At 70.6% G+C, this 16,551-nt stretch carries 14 protein-coding genes; all 14 read right to left on the bottom strand.

Annotation, left to right across the window (positions count from 1 at the left end; genetic code table 11):
• Positions 1–218 precede the first annotated feature (218 nt).
• A complete protein-coding gene (locus OG897_RS10035; protein WP_266654919.1) occupies positions 219–1,460 on the bottom strand; it encodes a DivIVA domain-containing protein in 1,242 nt (413 codons plus the stop codon).
• 49 nt (positions 1,461–1,509) lie between these two features.
• Positions 1,510–1,806, bottom strand: a complete 297-nt coding sequence (locus tag OG897_RS10030; RefSeq protein ID WP_266654917.1) for a YggT family protein — start codon at positions 1,804–1,806, stop codon at positions 1,510–1,512.
• An 83-nt stretch (positions 1,807–1,889) separates the two neighbouring features.
• Positions 1,890–2,501, bottom strand: a complete 612-nt coding sequence (locus tag OG897_RS10025; RefSeq protein ID WP_189821709.1) for a cell division protein SepF — start codon at positions 2,499–2,501, stop codon at positions 1,890–1,892.
• A gap of 122 nt (positions 2,502–2,623) precedes the next feature.
• Positions 2,624–3,373: a YggS family pyridoxal phosphate-dependent enzyme gene (locus OG897_RS10020; protein ID WP_266654913.1), complete on the bottom strand. Its 750-nt coding sequence runs from the start codon at positions 3,371–3,373 to the stop codon at positions 2,624–2,626.
• A gap of 3 nt (positions 3,374–3,376) precedes the next feature.
• Positions 3,377–4,111 carry a peptidoglycan editing factor PgeF gene (gene pgeF / locus OG897_RS10015; RefSeq protein ID WP_266654911.1) on the bottom strand — a complete coding sequence of 245 codons (735 nt, stop codon included), beginning with the start codon at positions 4,109–4,111 and terminating at the stop codon, positions 3,377–3,379.
• 14 nt (positions 4,112–4,125) lie between these two features.
• Positions 4,126–5,340 carry a cell division protein FtsZ gene (gene ftsZ, locus OG897_RS10010; RefSeq protein ID WP_266654909.1) on the bottom strand — a complete coding sequence of 405 codons (1,215 nt, stop codon included), beginning with the start codon at positions 5,338–5,340 and terminating at the stop codon, positions 4,126–4,128.
• A gap of 275 nt (positions 5,341–5,615) precedes the next feature.
• On the bottom strand, positions 5,616–6,440 hold the full coding sequence (locus tag OG897_RS10005; RefSeq protein ID WP_266654907.1) for a cell division protein FtsQ/DivIB: 825 nt from the start codon (positions 6,438–6,440) through the stop codon (positions 5,616–5,618).
• A gap of 29 nt (positions 6,441–6,469) precedes the next feature.
• Positions 6,470–7,564, bottom strand: a complete 1,095-nt coding sequence (gene murG / locus OG897_RS10000; protein WP_266654905.1) for an undecaprenyldiphospho-muramoylpentapeptide beta-N-acetylglucosaminyltransferase — start codon at positions 7,562–7,564, stop codon at positions 6,470–6,472.
• 6 nt (positions 7,565–7,570) lie between these two features.
• Complete coding sequence (ftsW, locus tag OG897_RS09995) at positions 7,571–8,890, bottom strand: putative lipid II flippase FtsW (protein WP_266654904.1); 1,320 nt, start codon at positions 8,888–8,890, stop codon at positions 7,571–7,573.
• Between the two features lie 64 nt (positions 8,891–8,954).
• On the bottom strand, positions 8,955–10,367 hold the full coding sequence (murD, locus tag OG897_RS09990; RefSeq protein WP_266654903.1) for a UDP-N-acetylmuramoyl-L-alanine--D-glutamate ligase: 1,413 nt from the start codon (positions 10,365–10,367) through the stop codon (positions 8,955–8,957).
• On the bottom strand, positions 10,364–11,434 hold the full coding sequence (gene mraY / locus OG897_RS09985) for a phospho-N-acetylmuramoyl-pentapeptide-transferase (RefSeq protein WP_266654902.1): 1,071 nt from the start codon (positions 11,432–11,434) through the stop codon (positions 10,364–10,366). Before mraY ends, murD begins: the two co-directional genes overlap by 4 nt.
• Complete coding sequence (murF, locus tag OG897_RS09980; RefSeq protein ID WP_266654900.1) at positions 11,431–12,837, bottom strand: UDP-N-acetylmuramoyl-tripeptide--D-alanyl-D-alanine ligase; 1,407 nt, start codon at positions 12,835–12,837, stop codon at positions 11,431–11,433. Before murF ends, mraY begins: the two co-directional genes overlap by 4 nt.
• Positions 12,838–12,843: 6 nt before the next feature.
• A complete protein-coding gene (locus tag OG897_RS09975) occupies positions 12,844–14,421 on the bottom strand; it encodes a UDP-N-acetylmuramoyl-L-alanyl-D-glutamate--2,6-diaminopimelate ligase (RefSeq protein WP_323188011.1) in 1,578 nt (525 codons plus the stop codon).
• 173 nt (positions 14,422–14,594) lie between these two features.
• Positions 14,595–16,532, bottom strand: coding sequence for a penicillin-binding protein 2 (locus OG897_RS09970; RefSeq protein WP_266656714.1), 1,938 nt, complete (start codon positions 16,530–16,532; stop codon positions 14,595–14,597).
• Positions 16,533–16,551: the final 19 nt, after the last annotated feature.

Here is a 16,551-nt window from a genome sequence, read left to right as displayed (position 1 = left end):
GCGGAACGGGCGGGCAAGGGGGCGGCCCCCCTCGCTCCGGGCCCACCCCGGAGCACCCCCGCCCAGCCCCGGCGCCGCCGCACCGTTCGCAGGGCCCCGCCCCACCCCCGTACCGCCGAAGCCCACGACAAAAGGGGGGGCCCCAGGACCAGTAAAGGTCCCGGGGCCCGCCCCTCAGCCTGCCGAAGGCTACGCGCTCAGCACGCGCACAACCGGCCTCAGTTGTCGTCCTCGTCGATCAGAAAGCCCCGCATCGGCGACGGCGCCTGCTGCATCGGCGGCTGGCCCTGCGGCCGCACCGGTGCCATCGGCTGCGTCATGGCCGGAGCCATCTGCTGCTGCCCACCGTAGGAGGGAGCACCGTTCGCCTGGCCGCCGCCCATCGGAGAGGGCGCGCCCATCGACGGGTTCCCGCCCATGGAGTGACCCATGGACGAAGCACCGGCCGGAGCCATCGAGTTGCTCATCTGCGGGGCCGGCGGCAGCGAGGCCGTCGCCGGGGTGCGCGGCGGAGCGAGCGAGTCGTCGGCCTGGGTCTCCAGCTGGCGCAGCTGCGACTCCAGGTAGGACTTCAGACGCGTGCGGTACTCGCGCTCGAAGCCGCGCAGGTCCTCGACCTTGCGCTCCAGCGTGGCGCGGGCGGACTCCAGGGAGCCCATCGCGACGCGGTGCTTCTCCTGCGCGTCCCGCTCCAGCGCGTCGGCCTTGGCACGGGCGTCCCGCTCCAGGCCCTCGGCGCGCGAACGAGCCTCGCCGACGATCTTGTTGGCCTCGGAACGGGCCTCCGCGATCGCCTGGTCGGCGGTCTGCTGCGCGAGCGACAGCACACGGGCGGCACTGTCGCCACCGGGCTGCTGCATCGGCGGCTGCTGCTGCATCGGGGGCTGGCCCATCGGACCGGGGCCGCCCATCGGGCCCTGCCCCATGCCCTGCTGCTGGCCCATACCCTGCTGGCCCATGCCCTGCTGCTGGCCCATCGGGCCGCCCTGCATCGGCCCCTGACCCATCGGGCCGGGACCGTGCTGGCCCTGCATCGGACCGGGACCCTGGCCCATGGGGCCGCCCTGCATCGGACCCTGGCCCATCGGGCCGGGACCCTGCTGGCCGCCGGGGCCGGCCGGGAGCTGGAGCTGGCCGCCCTGCTGCTGCATCTGCTGCTGCTGCGGGGGCTGCTGCTGCTGAGGCGGTCCGGATATGGCCGCGGGGACGGGCGCGCCCGGGCCACCGGGCCGGTTGTCCTGCGGTTCCGGCTTGCGCATGCCCTGCTGCTGCTGGTTCTGCGCTGCCGCACGGGTCGCTGCGGCCAGCTTGGCGCGCAGGTCCTCGTTCTCGCGGAGCAGACGGGTCAGTTCGGACTCGACCTCGTCGAGGAAGGCATCAACCTCGTCCTCGTCATAGCCTTCTCGGAGGCGGACGGTCGTGAACTGCTTGTTCCGCACGTCCTCGGGGGTCAGCGGCATCTCTTCTTCACCTCTACGTAGTCGTCGGCAGTCGGCAAGACCGTATCGCTCACACCCTGCTCGCAAAGCCGTTAACGATGCTGATCAGGATGTAGACGATGATCATCAGAACGAAGAAGGACAGGTCGAGTGCCACGCCCCCGAGACGCAGCGGCGGAATGAACCGCCGCAGAAGCTTGAGCGGTGGATCGGTGACAGTGTAGGTGGCCTCCAGAACGACCACCATCGCCTTGCCTGGCTGCCACGAGCGGGCAAATTGGAAGACGTAGTCCATGACGAGCCGGAAGATCAGCACGACGAGGAAGCACATCAGCGCGATGTAGATCACGTCCAGTGCGATGCCCATTCCCGTGCTTCCCTCTCCCCTGGCTCTCGCCTCGGTCCGGCCCCTGTGGCCGGTCGTTCCCGGTGGTCCTGCTCTCGGCTCTGTCAGCTCTGGTTGAAGAAACCGCCCTCTGCGATACGGGCCTTGTCCTCCGCCGTGACATCGACGTTAGCAGGCGACAACAGGAACACCTTCTGCGTCACTCGCTCAATGCTGCCATGCAGACCGAAGACGAGTCCCGCGGCAAAGTCGACAAGTCGCTTCGCGTCCGTGTCGTCCATCTCCGTGAGGTTCATGATCACCGGAGTGCCCTCGCGGAAGTGTTCCCCGATGGTACGGGCCTCGTTGTAGGTCCGGGGGTGCAACGTGGTGATGCGGTACGGCTCCCGCTCGGACACGACCTTGGGCATGATCACCGGTGCGTTCTTCTCCAGGCTCGGACGTTCAGGTGTGATGGACGCCACGGGGGCGATTCGTGCGGGTCGTCCGCTTTCCGCCGGAAGCTGAACGGGCTCGCGGGGGGCCGGCGGCTGTACCGCTCGTACCGGTTCGTCCCGTTCCCGCTCGACCTGGTGCGGGGGCTGGTGACGACGGTGGTCACGCTCCGGCTCCGGCTCGGGTTCGAAGTCGTCGTCGGGGTCGAAGCCCCGGCCGTCGTACCCATCGTCCTCCACGAGGCCGAGGTAGACCGCCATCTTGCGCATAGCGCCGGCCATTTCCTGAGTCCTCCGCTCTGTGGTGGATCGGCCTCGTCACCAAGTGCCAGCGATCCACTGGGCCTGCCCCCGAATAGTGGGGATGACCATATTTTCTGCTGTGGTCCGACTGCTTCGCGACGTTACCCGAGGCGAGGGCGGACGCCGAGTACCGCAGTGCCGACGCGCACATGTGTCGCACCGGCAGCAACCGCCTCGTCGAGGTCCGCACTCATTCCCGCAGACACCATGGTGGCAGCCGGATGTGCCGTGCGCAGGCGGGACGAGATTTCCATCAGCCGCGCGAAGGCGGCCCGTTGGCGGCCCGCGTACTCCCCGGAGAGCGGAGCGACCGTCATCAGGCCGTCCAGCCGGAGTCCGGGAGCCTGCGCCACCGCGGCGGCCAGCTCCTCGACCCCGTCCGGCGAGACGCCGCCCCTTTCACCCCGTTCGCCCACTTCCGCGTCCAGGGCCACCTGGAGCAGACAGCCGACCTCGCGCCCGGCCCGTACCGCTCCCGAGGAGAGGGAGCCGACCAGCTTCAAACGGTCGACCGACTGCACCTCGTCCGCGTAGGCGACCACCGAACGCACCTTGTTGGTCTGCAACTGCCCGACGAAGTGCCAGGTCAGCGGCAGGTCAGCGGATGCGGCTGCCTTGGGGGCCGCGTCCTGGTCGCGGTTCTCGGCGACATGACGCACCCCCAGCTCCGCGAGGAGCCGGACATCGCTCGCCGGGTAGGTCTTGGTGACCACGATCAAGGTCACTTCCTCGCGTGCGCGCCCGACAGCCGCACAAGCGGAAGAGATACGTTCCTCCACTCGCGCCAGGTTCGCGGCGAGTTCGTCCTTGCGCGCCGAGAGAGCGGCGGCGTCTTCCGTACGGTCCGTCATGTTCTACCCGTCCAACCAGACATATCCGGCGAGCCGCCCCGTGGTGCGGTCCCGCCGATAGGAGAAGTGGTCGCCCGATTCGCGCGTGCACACGGGCGACTGCGACCGCGTCCGCACCCCGAGCGCAGCCAACTGGGCGTGCACTCCGGCGCTGACGTCCACCGCCGGGGTGCCCCAGCTGGTCTCGGCCCAGCAGGCCGGCTCGATCGCGGCGGCGTCCGCCCGCATCCGCTCGGGCACTTCGTAGCACTTGCCGCACACGGCGGGACCTGTCCACGCCGTCATACGGGAGGGCTCGGCGCCCAGCGAGACCATCGCCTCCACCACCGAGGGCACGACCCCCGCCAGCATTCCCGGCCGCCCCGCGTGCGCCGCCCCGGCCACCCCGGCGAGGGGGTCGGCCAGCAGGACGGGGGTGCAGTCCGCGGTGAGCACCGCGAGGGCGAGCCCCCGACGGGCGGTCACGACCGCGTCGACCGAGGGGATTTCCGCACCCGGGGCCCAGGGCCCGTCGACCACGGCCACGTCCCGCCCGTGCACCTGGTTCATCCAGACCACCCTGGCGGGGTCGAGCCCCAGGGACTCGGCGGCCAGCTTCCGGTTGGCCGTCACGGCTTCGGGGTCGTCGCCGACCGCTCCGCCCAGATTGAGCTGCTCGTACGGAACGGCGCTCACCCCGCCCCACCTGTCGGTGAAGGCGAAGTGCGCGCCGTTCTCGTCGTCGTACCGCTGTATCACTCAGACGTTCCTGATCACTTCAGGAAGTCCGGTACGTCCAGCTCCTCGGCCGAGGTGTCCGCGTAGGACGGACGGGCCGGCGGGACGTGCGGCGCATGCGTCTGCACGGGGTGGTCGTTGACCGGTGCGGGCTGCTCGACCGGGGCCGGAGCCTCCTCGCGGACCGGTACCGAGCCGATGTTGGACGAGCGGGTCGGCTCCGGCGCGGGGCGCGAAGCCGGTGCGCTCTCCTCGCGCTTCCCCGCGCCCGCGCCCAGCACGTTCTCGCGCCGGGCCGGCGGCTGTCCGCCGTCGAATCCGGCGGCGATGACGGTGACCCGCACCTCGTCGCCCAGGGCGTCGTCGATGACGGCGCCGAAGATGATGTTGGCCTCCGGGTGGGCGGCCTCGCTGACCAGCTGGGCGGCCTCGTTGATCTCGAAGAGACCGAGGTCGGAGCCGCCGGAGATGGAGAGCAGCACACCGCGCGCGCCGTCGATGGAGGCTTCCAGGAGCGGCGAGGAGATCGCCATCTCCGCCGCCGCCACCGCACGGTCGTCGCCGCGCGCCGAGCCGATGCCCATGAGTGCCGAACCGGCCTCGGACATGACCGACTTGACGTCGGCGAAGTCGAGGTTGATCAGGCCCGGGGTGGTGATCAGGTCGGTGATGCCCTGGACACCGGACAGCAGGACCTGGTCGGCCGACTTGAAGGCGTCGAGGACCGAGACCTGACGGTCGGAGATCGACAGGAGCCGGTCGTTGGGAATGACGATGAGGGTGTCGACCTCTTCGCGGAGCTGGGCGATGCCGTCCTCCGCCTGGTTCGCGCGCCGACGGCCCTCGAAGGTGAACGGCCGGGTGACCACACCGATCGTCAGGGCGCCCAGCGAGCGGGCGATGTTGGCGACGACGGGTGCGCCACCCGTTCCGGTGCCACCGCCTTCGCCTGCCGTCACGAAGACCATGTCGGCCCCCTTGAGGACCTCCTCGATCTCCTCGCGGTGGTCCTCGGCCGCCTTGCGGCCGACGTCGGGGTTGGCGCCTGCGCCAAGTCCTCGGGTGAGTTCACGGCCGACGTCCAGCTTGACGTCGGCGTCGCTCATCAACAGCGCTTGCGCGTCGGTGTTGATGGCGATGAACTCGACGCCCTTCAGACCGACCTCGATCATCCGGTTGATGGCATTGACACCACCGCCGCCGACACCGATGACCTTGATGACTGCGAGGTAGTTCTGCGGTGCTGCCACGTCGAAGGCCTCTCGCCTCGATTTACGTGCCGCCACGGAGTTTGCAGCGCCGCGACGACTGATGCCGATTTGGGACGGTCCGAACGCCGACCCGAACCCTAACGCTGAAGTTTAGGGTTACCAGTGTGTCTGTTCCTTGGACTCTTCCGAACAGGACACTAAGTCGACAAGTGGTGCGCGTTCAACGAACACGCCGAACCTCCCGTTTTTCTTTTCACCCTATGTGATCACCCATATCGCTGACCAACCAGGGGGCTGACCGGCCCGAAGGACCGTCAACTTCCCGATGCGGCCGGGGCGGTGGGGGCGCTCACATCGAAGTGCCGTGCGTCGGGGACCGCTTTCATCAGCGCGACCAGGGCCCGGGACTTGGCCTCGCCACTCTCACCACTGCCCCAGAAAACGCTGCGATCACGGCCCAGTTCCAGTGTGATCGAGTCGTACGAAGTCACCTTCACCACCGTCAGGTTACGGGCCACGGCGGCGGGAAGCCCACCGGTGACGCGTACCGCCTCGGCCAGCAGCCGCTGTTCGCCGAACCGGCGCAGACTCGGGGAGCGCGCCGAGGCCAGTTCGAGCCGGGGTACCCCGGCGGTCGGCTTCGTCACAGTGGCGAACCGCACACCGTTCCTGTCGACTTCGGTGAACTTCACCGCGCCGGAGGGGCCTTCGGCGAGCAGCAGGACCGGCTTCCGCTCCGTCACTTTCAGACCGATTCCGTGCGGCCACGACCGGACCACGTCGATCGTGTCGATGCGCGGCAGTTCTCTGCGCAGCCGGTCCTCCATGGCTCCGGTGTCCACGGAGATCATCGGGATGCCGGTGGGCACGGCGGCCGTGTCCAGCACCTGTTGGGGGGTGAGCACCCGGGTGCCGGTGGCCCGCACCTGTTCGACGCGCAGCCAGTCCGAGCCGTACAGGACCCAGACGATGCCGCCCGAGAGCAGGACGGCGGCGGCGAGGAGGAGAACGCCCGGGCGGCTGACGCGAGTCCGCAGCCGGTGCAGGCGTCCCCCCGGGCGTCCCTCGCGGGGCGCCCGGGGCGTGGCCGGACCCGTCTGCGCTCTGCCGCCGCGTTCGCGGGTGGTGGGTCCGGCCACGTGCCCCTCGTCTCCTTGTCCGGGGCCGGTCAGCCGGCCCTGCGTGCGGCGATCGCCTGGTAGACCATGCCGACGAGCAGGTCGTCGGCGTCCCGTCGGCCGAACTCGGCGGCGGCGCGGGACATCTCGTACAGCCGGTGCGGATCCGTGAGCACCGGAAGGACGTTGCCGTGCACCCACTCGGGAGTGAGCGCCGCGTCGTCCACCAGGAGTCCGCCTCCGGCGTTGACCAGCGGCTGGGCGTTGAGCCGCTGTTCGCCGTTGCCGATGGGCAGCGGGACGTAGGCGGCCGGGAGCCCGACGGCGGAGAGTTCGGCCACCGTCATGGCGCCCGCACGGCAGAGCATCATGTCCGCCGCGGCGTACGCCAGGTCCATCCGGTCCACGTACGGTACCGGGATGTAGGGCGGCATTCCGGGCATGTTGTCCACGCGCGGCAGTTCGTTCTTCGGCCCGACCGCGTGCAGGATCTGGATTCCGGCGCGCTGGAGGTACGGAGCGGCCTGCTGGACCACCTCGTTGAGCCGGCGCGCGCCCTGCGAGCCGCCGGAGACCAGCAGCGTCGGCAGGTTCGGGTCGAGCCCGAACGCGGCCCGCGCCTCGGGGCGCACGGCCCCCCGGTCGAGGGTGGCGATGGTGCGGCGCAGCGGGATGCCGATGTAGCGGGCGTTGCGCAGCTTGCTGTCGGGCGTGGAGACCGCGACGGCCGCCGCGTACCGCGAACCGATCTTGTTGGCCAGGCCCGGCCTGGCGTTGGCCTCGTGGACGATGATCGGCACCCCGAGGCGCTTGGCCGCGAGGTAGCCGGGCAGCGCCACGTAACCGCCGAAGCCGACGACGCAGTCGGCCTTGGTGCGCTCCAGGATCTGCTCGGCGGCCTTGATGGTGCCGCGCAGCCGCCCGGGGACGGTGATCAGTTCAGGGGTGGGCTTGCGGGGCAGCGGCACTGCGGGGATCAGCCCGAGTTCGTATCCGCGTTCGGGAACCAGCCTGGTCTCCAGGCCCCGTTCCGTGCCGAGGGCCGTGATCCCCACGGTGGGGTCCTGCCTGCGCAGGGCGTCCGCGAGGGCGAGCGCGGGCTCGATGTGGCCGGCGGTCCCCCCACCGGCGAGTACGACATGCACCGAAATTCACCGCTCTCCGGACGGACGCTTGGTGACGCGCCGTCTCATCGTTTTCCATCTCGTCCCGGGCCGCCTCATGGCCAGAGCGGCCCGCGCCGCCGGGTCGTCACGCGCGAAGGCGATCAGCAACCCTACGGCGAACATGGTCGGCAGCAACGCCGAGCCCCCGTACGAGAACAGCGGGAGCGGGACACCGGCGATCGGCAACAGGCCGAGCACCGCACCGATGTTGATCGTGGCCTGCGCCATGATCCAGGTCGTCACGCCTCCCGCGGCGTACCTCACGAAGGGGTCCTCCGTGCGTCCGGCCACGCGGATACCCGCATAGCCTAGGGCCGCGAACAGGGCGAGTACCGACAGCGTGCCCGCCAAACCCAGTTCCTCACCTGTGATGGCGAAGATGAAGTCGTTGTGGGGTTCGGGGAGTTGGCCCCATTTTTCCACACTCGCACCCAGTCCCGATCCGAACCAGCCGCCGGACGCGAGTGCGTAGATTCCGTGAACGGCCTGCTGGCACTGCCCCTCGGGGCCCATCTCGGTGCTCAGTACGCAGTCGAGGCGGGCCATCCGGTTGGAGCTGGTCTTGACGAGTACGAAGCCCAGGAACCCGGCGAAGCCGAGCACGCCCGCGAACAGCCGGGTCGGCGCTCCGGCCAGCCAGAGCAGGCCGAAGAGGATCGCCGTGAGAATGATCGCGGTGCCCATGTCGCCGCCGAGCATGATCAGCCCGAGCAGCATGAACGCGACCGGCACGAGCGGCACCAGCATGTGCTTCCACTGGGCCAGCAGGTGCTTGTCCTGCTTGCGGGCCAGCAGGTCCGCGCCCCACAGGATCAGCGCCAGCTTGCCGAACTCACTGGGCTGGAGCTGGAAGGGGCCGCCGACGGAGATCCAGTTCTGGTTGCCGTTGACCGCGTGCCCTATCCCGGGGACCTGGACCAGGGCCATCAGGAAGACGGTCCCGGCCAGCAGCGGGTACGAGAGTGCACGGTGCAGCTTGACGGGCATCCGGGAGGCCGCGAACAGCAGCACCGCGCCCATGGAGGCGGCCAGGAACTGCTTGCGGAAGAAGTACGAGCTGACCAGGTCGAGCTGGAGCGCCTTGATCATCGACGCGGAGTAGACCATCACCAGGCCCAGGCCGATGATGAGCAGCGCGCTGCCGAGGATCACGTAGTACGCCGTCAGGGGCCGGTCCCAGGCCCTGTGGAGCTGCTCGTAGAGCTTGCGGGGGCCGCCGGGGCCGCGGCGCGGGCGGGCGGCGCCGGTCCCGCCGCGCGGGGCGGCGGGACGGGCTCCCGGTGATCTTCTGGCCGTGGCCGGCATCGCGGTGGTCCCCTCCAACAACTCGTGCGCCGATGAAGCCGGGGGCGTGGTGCCTGCGGGCGGGCTACGCCGGGGTATCGGCCAGTTCGCGTACGGCGGCGGCGAAGGACTCGCCGCGCTCGTTGTAGTTGGCGAACATGTCCATCGAGGCGCAGGCGGGGGCCATGAGCACCGTGTCCCCCGGCCCGGCGAGTGCAGCCGCTTCGCGGACCGCCGCCTTCATCGCCCCAGTGTCGGTCCGGTCGAGGTCGACCACCGGCACTTCGGGCGCGTGTCGCGCGAGGGCTTCGCGGATGAGAGCACGGTCGGCGCCGATCAGGACGGCGCCACGCAGGTGCTTGGCGGACTTCCTCACCAGGTCGCCGAAGGTGGCGCCCTTGGCGAGGCCGCCCGCGATCCACACGATGGACTCGTACGCGGCGAGGGATGCCTCGGCGGCGTGCGTGTTGGTGGCCTTGGAGTCGTCGATGTACGCGACGCCCGCGACGTCCGCGACGTGCTCGATGCGGTGCGCGTCCGGGCGGAAGGCGCGCAGGCCGTCCCGTACGGCCGCGGGCTCCACGCCGTACGCACGGGCCAGCGCGGCGGCCGCGAGGGCGTTGGCGAGGTTGTGCGGGGCGGCGGGGCGCACGTCGGAGACCTCGGCGAGCTCCTGGGCGTTCTTCTGCCGGTTCGTCACGAAGGCGCGGTCGACGAGGATGCCGTCGACGATGCCGAGCTGGGAGGGACCAGGCGCGGCGAGGGTGAAGCCGATGGCGCGGCAGCCCTCTTCGACGTCGGCCTCGCGGACCAGGTCCTCGGTGGCGGCGTCGGCGACGTTGTAGACGCAGGCGACGGTGTTGCCCTCGTAGATGCGGCCCTTGTCGGCGGCGTAGGCGTCCATGGAGCCGTGCCAGTCGAGGTGGTCCGGCGCCAGGTTCAGGACGGCGGCGGAGTGGGCGCGCAGGGAGGGGGCCCAGTGCAGCTGGTAGGAGGAGAGCTCGACGGCGAGGACGTCGTACGCGTCCTCTTGGAGCACCACGTCGATGATCGGGGTGCCGATGTTGCCGACGGCGGCGGTGCGCCGGCCGGCGGCGGTGAGGATCGACGCGAGCATCTGGGTCGTGGTGGTCTTGCCGTTGGTGCCGGTGATGGCCAGCCAGGGCGCGGCCCCGGGGCCGCGCAGCCGCCAGGCGATCTCGACGTCGCCGACGACGTCCACGCCCGCCTTCGCCGCCGCCTCGAACAGGGGGCTGGAGGGCTTCCAGCCGGGCGAGGTGACGATCAATTCGGTTCCCTCGGGGAGGGTGTCCGCGTCGTCGAGCCGTACGGCGATGCCTTCGCTGGCGAGCTCCGCTGCGCGGGCCCTGTGCGTGGCGCTGTCGCCGCCGTCCACGACGGTGATGCGGGCGCCGAGGCCGGCCAGGGCGCGGGCGGCACTGATGCCGCTCACGCCGAGACCGGCCACGGTGACGTTCATGTCCTGCCAGGTGGTCACTTACCTGCTGCCCATCCTGCGTAGAAGAGACCGAGACCGACGATCACGCACATGCCCTGGATGATCCAGAAGCGGACCACGACAAGGACTTCGGACCACCCCTTGAGTTCGAAGTGGTGCTGGAGCGGTGCCATCCGGAAGACCCGCTTGCGGGTCATCTTGAACGAGCCGACCTGGATGACCACCGACATGGTGATCAGCACGAAGAGGCCGCCGAGGATGGCCATCAGCAGCTGCGTACGGGAGCAGATCGCGAGGCCCGCGAGTGCGCCGCCCAGTGCCAGGGAGCCGGTGTCGCCCATGAAGATCTTGGCGGGCGAGGTGTTCCACCACAGGAAGCCGAAGCAGGAGCCCATCAGCGCGGAGGCCACGACCGCGAGGTCGAGCGGGTCGCGGACCTCGAAGCAGGCGTTCGGGTTGGTGAGGCCCTGCGCGTTGGCGCAGGACTCCTGGAACTGCCACAGACCGATGAAGGTGTACGCGCCGAAGACCATCACGGACGCGCCGGTGGCGAGCCCGTCGAGGCCGTCGGTGAGGTTCACGCCGTTCGACATCGCGAGGATCATGAACAGCGCCCACACCACGAACAGCACCGGCGTGATCGACCAGCCGAAGTCCGCGACGAAGGAGAGCCGGTCGGAGGCCGGGGTCTGGCCCCGGCTGTCGGCGAAGTTGAGCGAGAGCACCGCGAAGGCGATGCCGACGATCAGCTGGCCGAGCATCTTCGCCTTGGCGCGCAGTCCCAGCGAACGCTGCTTGACGATCTTGATGTAGTCGTCGAGGAAGCCGACGAGGCCCATGCCCGCCATCAGGAACAGCACCAGCAGGCCCGAGATGGTGGGCTGACTGGAGGTCAGCACCTTCGTCAGGGCGTACGCGATGAGCGTGGCCAGGATGAAGGCGATGCCGCCCATCGTGGGCGTACCGCGCTTGCCGTGGTGGCCGCGGGGGCCGTCGTCACGGATGAACTGGCCGTAGCCCTTGCGGGCGAGCAGCTTGATCAGCAGCGGGGTGCCGATGAGCGTCAGGAACAGGCCGATGGCCCCCGCGAAGAGGATCTGACTCATGCGCCGGCGACCTCACCCTCGGTGGCCGGATCGAGCAGTGCCTGGGCGACCGCTTCGAGGCCGACCGACCTGGATGCCTTCACCAGCACGACGTCCCCCGGGCGCAGTTCCCCGCGCAACAGGTCGATCGCCGCCTGCGTGTCGGACACGTGCACCGACTCCTCACCCCACGAACCCTCGTTATAGGCGCCCAGTTGCAGCCAGGACGCTTCCCGGCCCCCGACTGCCACCAGCTTGCTGACGTTGAGCCGGACGGCGAGCCGTCCGACCGCGTCGTGCTCGACGAGCGAGGTGTCCCCGAGCTCGGCCATGTGCCCGAGCACCGCCCAGGTCCGCCGCCCCTTGCCCATGGACGCGAGCGCGCGCAGGGCGGCTCGCATGGATTCGGGGTTCGCGTTGTAGGCGTCGTTGACAACCGTCACGCCGTCGGGACGCTCGGTGACCTCCATGCGCCAGCGGGAGAGGGTACCCGCCTCGGAGAGCGCCACGGCGATCTCGTCGACGGACAGACCCAGCTCATGGGCGACGGCGGCCGCGGCGAGCGCGTTCGACACGTGATGCTCACCGTACAGCCGCATGGTCACGTCACTGCACCCGGAGGGTGTGTGGAGCGTGAAGGCCGGGCGGCCGTCCTCGGTGAGGCGCACTTCGGTGGCGCGTACGTCGGCGGATTCGGACTCGCCGAAGTACAGGACGCGCGCCGTGGTGCGGGACGCCATCTCCCGTACGAGACCGTCGTCGGCGTTGAGTACGGCGACGCCGTCGGCCGGGAGGGACTCGACGAGTTCGCCCTTGGCGACGGCGATGTTCTCGCGGCTGCCGAACTCGCCGACGTGCGCGGTCCCGACGTTGAGGACGAGGCCGATGCGCGGCGGGACGAGACCGGTCAGGTAGCGGATGTCGCCGATGTAGCGGGCGCCCATCTCCAGGACGAGGTGGCGGGTGTCCTCGGCGACGCGCAGTGCCGTGAGGGGCAGCCCGATCTCGTTGTTGAGGTTGCCCGCCGGGTAGACGGTGGGGGCCTTGCGCTCCAGGAGCTGGGCGATGAGGTCCTTGGTGGACGTCTTGCCCGCGGAGCCGGTGAGGGCGACGACGTCCGTGCCCAGGCGGGCCACGACGCTGCGGGCGAGCGCGCCGAGCGCCTCGGTCACGTCGGGCACGACGATGGCGGGCACGCCGACCGGACGGGTGGCCAGGACGGCCGCCGCGCCCGCGTCGACGGCGCGCTCGGCGTAGTCGTGGCCGTCGACCCGCTCGCCCGCGTACGCGGCGAACAGGCTGCCCGTACGGACCTGGCGGGAGTCGATGACGACCGGGCCGGTGACCTTCAGGCTCGTGTCCGGTATGTCATGGGTCTGTCCACCGACGAGCGTGGCGATCTCGGCGAGGGAAAGGGGGATCATTTCCGGTCAGCCCCTCGTGTCGTTCAGACGGTGCTCGACGGCCGCCCGCAGCACGGTGCGGTCGTCGAAGGGGCGGATCACCCCGTTGATGTCCTGGCCCTGCTCGTGGCCCTTGCCCGCGACGAGGACGGTGTCGCCGGGCTTCGCGCGGGCGACGGCCTCGGCGATGGCGGCGGCCCGGTCCTCGAAGACGGCGACGTCGCCGCGCTCGTGGGCGGGCACCTCCGCGGCGCCCGCGAGCATGGTCGCGAGGATCGCGAGGGGGTCCTCGGAGCGGGGGTTGTCGCTGGTCAGTACGGCGGTGTCGGCGAGCCGTGCGGCTGCCGCGCCCATCGGGCCGCGCTTGTGGGTGTCGCGGTCGCCGCCGCAGCCGAGCACGATGTGCAGCTGCCCCTCGGTGACCTTGCGCAGGGCGCGCAGGACCGATTCGACGGCGTCCGTCTTGTGCGCGTAGTCGACGACGGCGAGGTAGTCCTGACCGGCGTCGACGCGCTCCAGACGGCCCGGGACGCCGGGCACGGCGGCGATGCCGTCGGCGGCGGTCTGCGGGTCGTACCCGGCGGCGGCCAGGGTGACGATCGCGGCGAGGGTGTTGGCGACGTTGAAGGGGCCCGGCAGCGGCGCGGTGGCGTGCACGTGCTCGCCGCGCGGGCCGACCACCATGAAGGTGCTGGACTGCGGGCCCACGTCGACCTTCTCGGCGCGCCAGTCGGCGTCCGGGTGGCCCTCGGCGGAGAACGTGATCACCGGCACGGTGGCCTCGGTGACCAGGCGGCGGCCGTACTCGTCGTCGACGTTGAGGACGCCGAGCCGGGACCGCTCCGGGGTGAAGAGCTGTGCCTTCGCCTGGAAGTAGTCCTCCATGTCGGAGTGGAACTCCATGTGCTCGGGGCTCAGGTTGTTGAAGACGGCGACGTCGAAGACGCAGGCGTCGACCCGGCCGAGCACCAGGGCGTGGCTGGAAACCTCCATCGCGACCGACTTCACGCCGCGTTCGCGCATCACCGCGAACAGGGCCTGGAGGTCGGTGGCCTCGGGGGTGGTCCGCTCCGACTTGATGCGCTCGTCGCCGATGCGCATCTCGACCGTGCCGATGAGCCCGGGGAGGTCTCCGGCCTGCTTCAGACCGCCTTCCACGAGGTACGCGGTGGTGGTCTTGCCGGACGTTCCGGTGATGCCGATCTGGAGCAGGTCGCGGCCTGGGTTTCCGTAGATGTCGGCGGCGAGCTGGCCCATGCGGGCACGCGGGTTCGGGGCGACGAGGACGGGCAGTCCGGTCGCGGCGGCGCGTTCGGCGCCCGTCGGGTCGGTGAGGACCGCGGCGGCGCCGAGTTCGGCGGCCTGGGCGACGAAGTCCGCGCCGTGCAGGCGGGCTCCCGGGAGCGCGGCGTAGACGTCGCCGGGGCGGACCGCGCGGGAGTCGTGGGTGATTCCGGTGGTCTCTCCAGGTCCTGGGGACTCGATGCCCAGCCGTTCGGCCAGCTCCCCGAGGGTCGTCGGGCGGACCCGGTCCGGCCTGGGCGCTCCGGGGTAGTTCACCGGAGCGTCCTTCTGGGTGGTTTGGGACTGATCAGCGTGTGGCACGGCGGTGAGCGTACCCGCCGGACCGGGCTGCGGGCGAAAGCAGGGGGGCTGCGCAACCCGTTTTCGGTGGTCGTTGGTGAGGGTTGTCACTGAGGGTTTCCGCTTCGGTACTCGGGAGTCCGCTTCACCGCCCGGAATGGGCGGTTCCGGTGGCGTCGTCCGGGACGGGCGGTTCACGGGCCCGGGGTGAAGGTGACCGGGAGCCGGGCGGGCTTGCCGCCGGTCGGGGCGACCTGGCGGGTCTTCAGGGCGAACTCCATGACCTGCTTGTAGATGGGGCCGCAGATCTGGCCGCCGAAGTAGCTGCCCGTGGTGGGGTTCTGGATGGCGCAGTAGACGGTGATCCGGGGCGCGTCGGCGGGCGCGAACCCGGCGAAGGAGGCCGTGTAGCCCTTGTAGCGGCCCGTCTTGGGGTCCACCCGGTTGGAGGTTCCGGTCTTGCCGCCGACGCGGTAGCCGGGGATGCGGGCCTTGGTGCCGGTGCCCTCCTCGTCGTCGACGACGGACTCCAGCATCTTGGCCAGGGTCCTGGCCGTCTGGTCGCTGACCACCCGGGTCTTCTTCGGGGCGGGGGCGGGCGTGAACCGGCCGTCCGGGCCCTTCGACCCGCGGACGAGGGTCGGCTCGATCCGTACCCCTCCGTTGGCGATCGTGGAGTACACGGAGGCCGCCTGGAGGGCGTTGACGGACAGGCCCTGGCCGAAGGGGATCGTGTACTGCTGCGAGGTGGACCACTTCTCGGGCGGGGCCAGGATGCCGGAGGTCTCGCCGGGGAAGCCGAGGCCGCTGCGCCGGCCGATGCCGAACTTGGTGAGGTAGGAGTGCAGCACCTCGTTGGCCTCCGGCTGGGTGTCGCCGAGCTCGCCGGTGGCCAGGATGGTGCCGATGTTGGAGGACTTGGCGAGGACCCCGTTGAGGGTGAGGTTCCAGGTGGGGTGGTCGATGTCGTCCTTGAAGTTGCGGTCGCCCCGCTTGAGCCGGTTCGGCACGACGACGTGGGTGTCGGGCGTCGCCGCCTTCTCCTCCAGCACGGCCGCCATGGACATGATCTTCGAGGTGGAGCCGGGCTCGTAGGCGTCCTGGAGGGCCGCGTTGCCCATCGCGGCGGCGTTGGCCTGGGAGAGGTCGTTGGGGTCGAAGCCGGGCGCGTTGGCCATGGCGAGGACCTCGCCGGTGCGGGTGTCCTGCACGATGACGTAGCCGCGGTCCGCCTTGGACTTCCTGACCTGCTCCGCGATGGCGCTCTGGGCGGCCCACTGGATGTCGCGGTCGATGGTGAGCTCGATGTCCGAGCCGGGCACGGCGGGGGTCTCGTTGGCTCCCGCCGTGGGCACCCGGCGGCCGCCCGCCTGGGCGAAGGTGACCTCGCCGTCCTGGCCCGCGAGTTCCTTGTCGAGCTTGACCTCCAGGCCGCCCGCACCGCGTCCCGCGGCGTTGACGTAACCCAGTATTCCGGCGGCGAGGTCGCCGTTGGGGTAGACGCGGGTGCTGCTGGGCTCCTGGAGGACGCCGCCCAGGAGGTTGGTGGCCGAATTCGGCTTCCGCTTGTTCGCGGCGGCGGCCTTGTCGCCGTACACGCTCTTCAGGTCCTTGATCTGCTTCCAGACCTGGGGGGTCTGGCGGCGGGCCAGGACGACGTACCGCGACTTGGGGCTCGCGAGCTTCTTCGCGAGGTCGGCGGGGGTCTTGCCGAGGATCGGGGCGAGGATCGCGGCGGCCTGCTGCGGCGCGTCGGCGGTCTTGGCCTGCTCGGGGGTGAAGAGGAAGGGGTCGGCGGTGATGTCGTGCGCGTCGACGCTGGCGGCGAGTGCGATGCCGCTGCGGTCGGTGATCTCGCCGCGCTCGGCGGTGAGCGTGTGCCGCGCCTGACGCTGGCGTTCCGCCTTGTCGGTGTACGTGGCCGCGTCGACGGCCTGCACCTGGAAGAGCCGTACGACGAAGGCCAGCATCACCAGCGTCAGGCCGAGGCTGACCAGACGCAGCCGGGGCTTGGGGCTGCCGAGCCGGAGCGTCGCGGTCTTCGCGGCGGGGCGGCGGGCCGGGGCGGGCCTGCGCGCGGGCGGGCGGCCGGGGGCCGGGACCCGGCGGCGCGGTCCGTCGTTCGGGGGCACAGCCTTCGGGGCCACTGCG

This window comes from Streptomyces sp. NBC_00237, from assembly GCF_026342435.1.
Lineage (GTDB): Bacteria > Actinomycetota > Actinomycetes > Streptomycetales > Streptomycetaceae > Streptomyces.
Note: the sequence above shows the minus strand (reverse complement) of the source record. Positions and strands in the feature narration are given on the sequence as shown.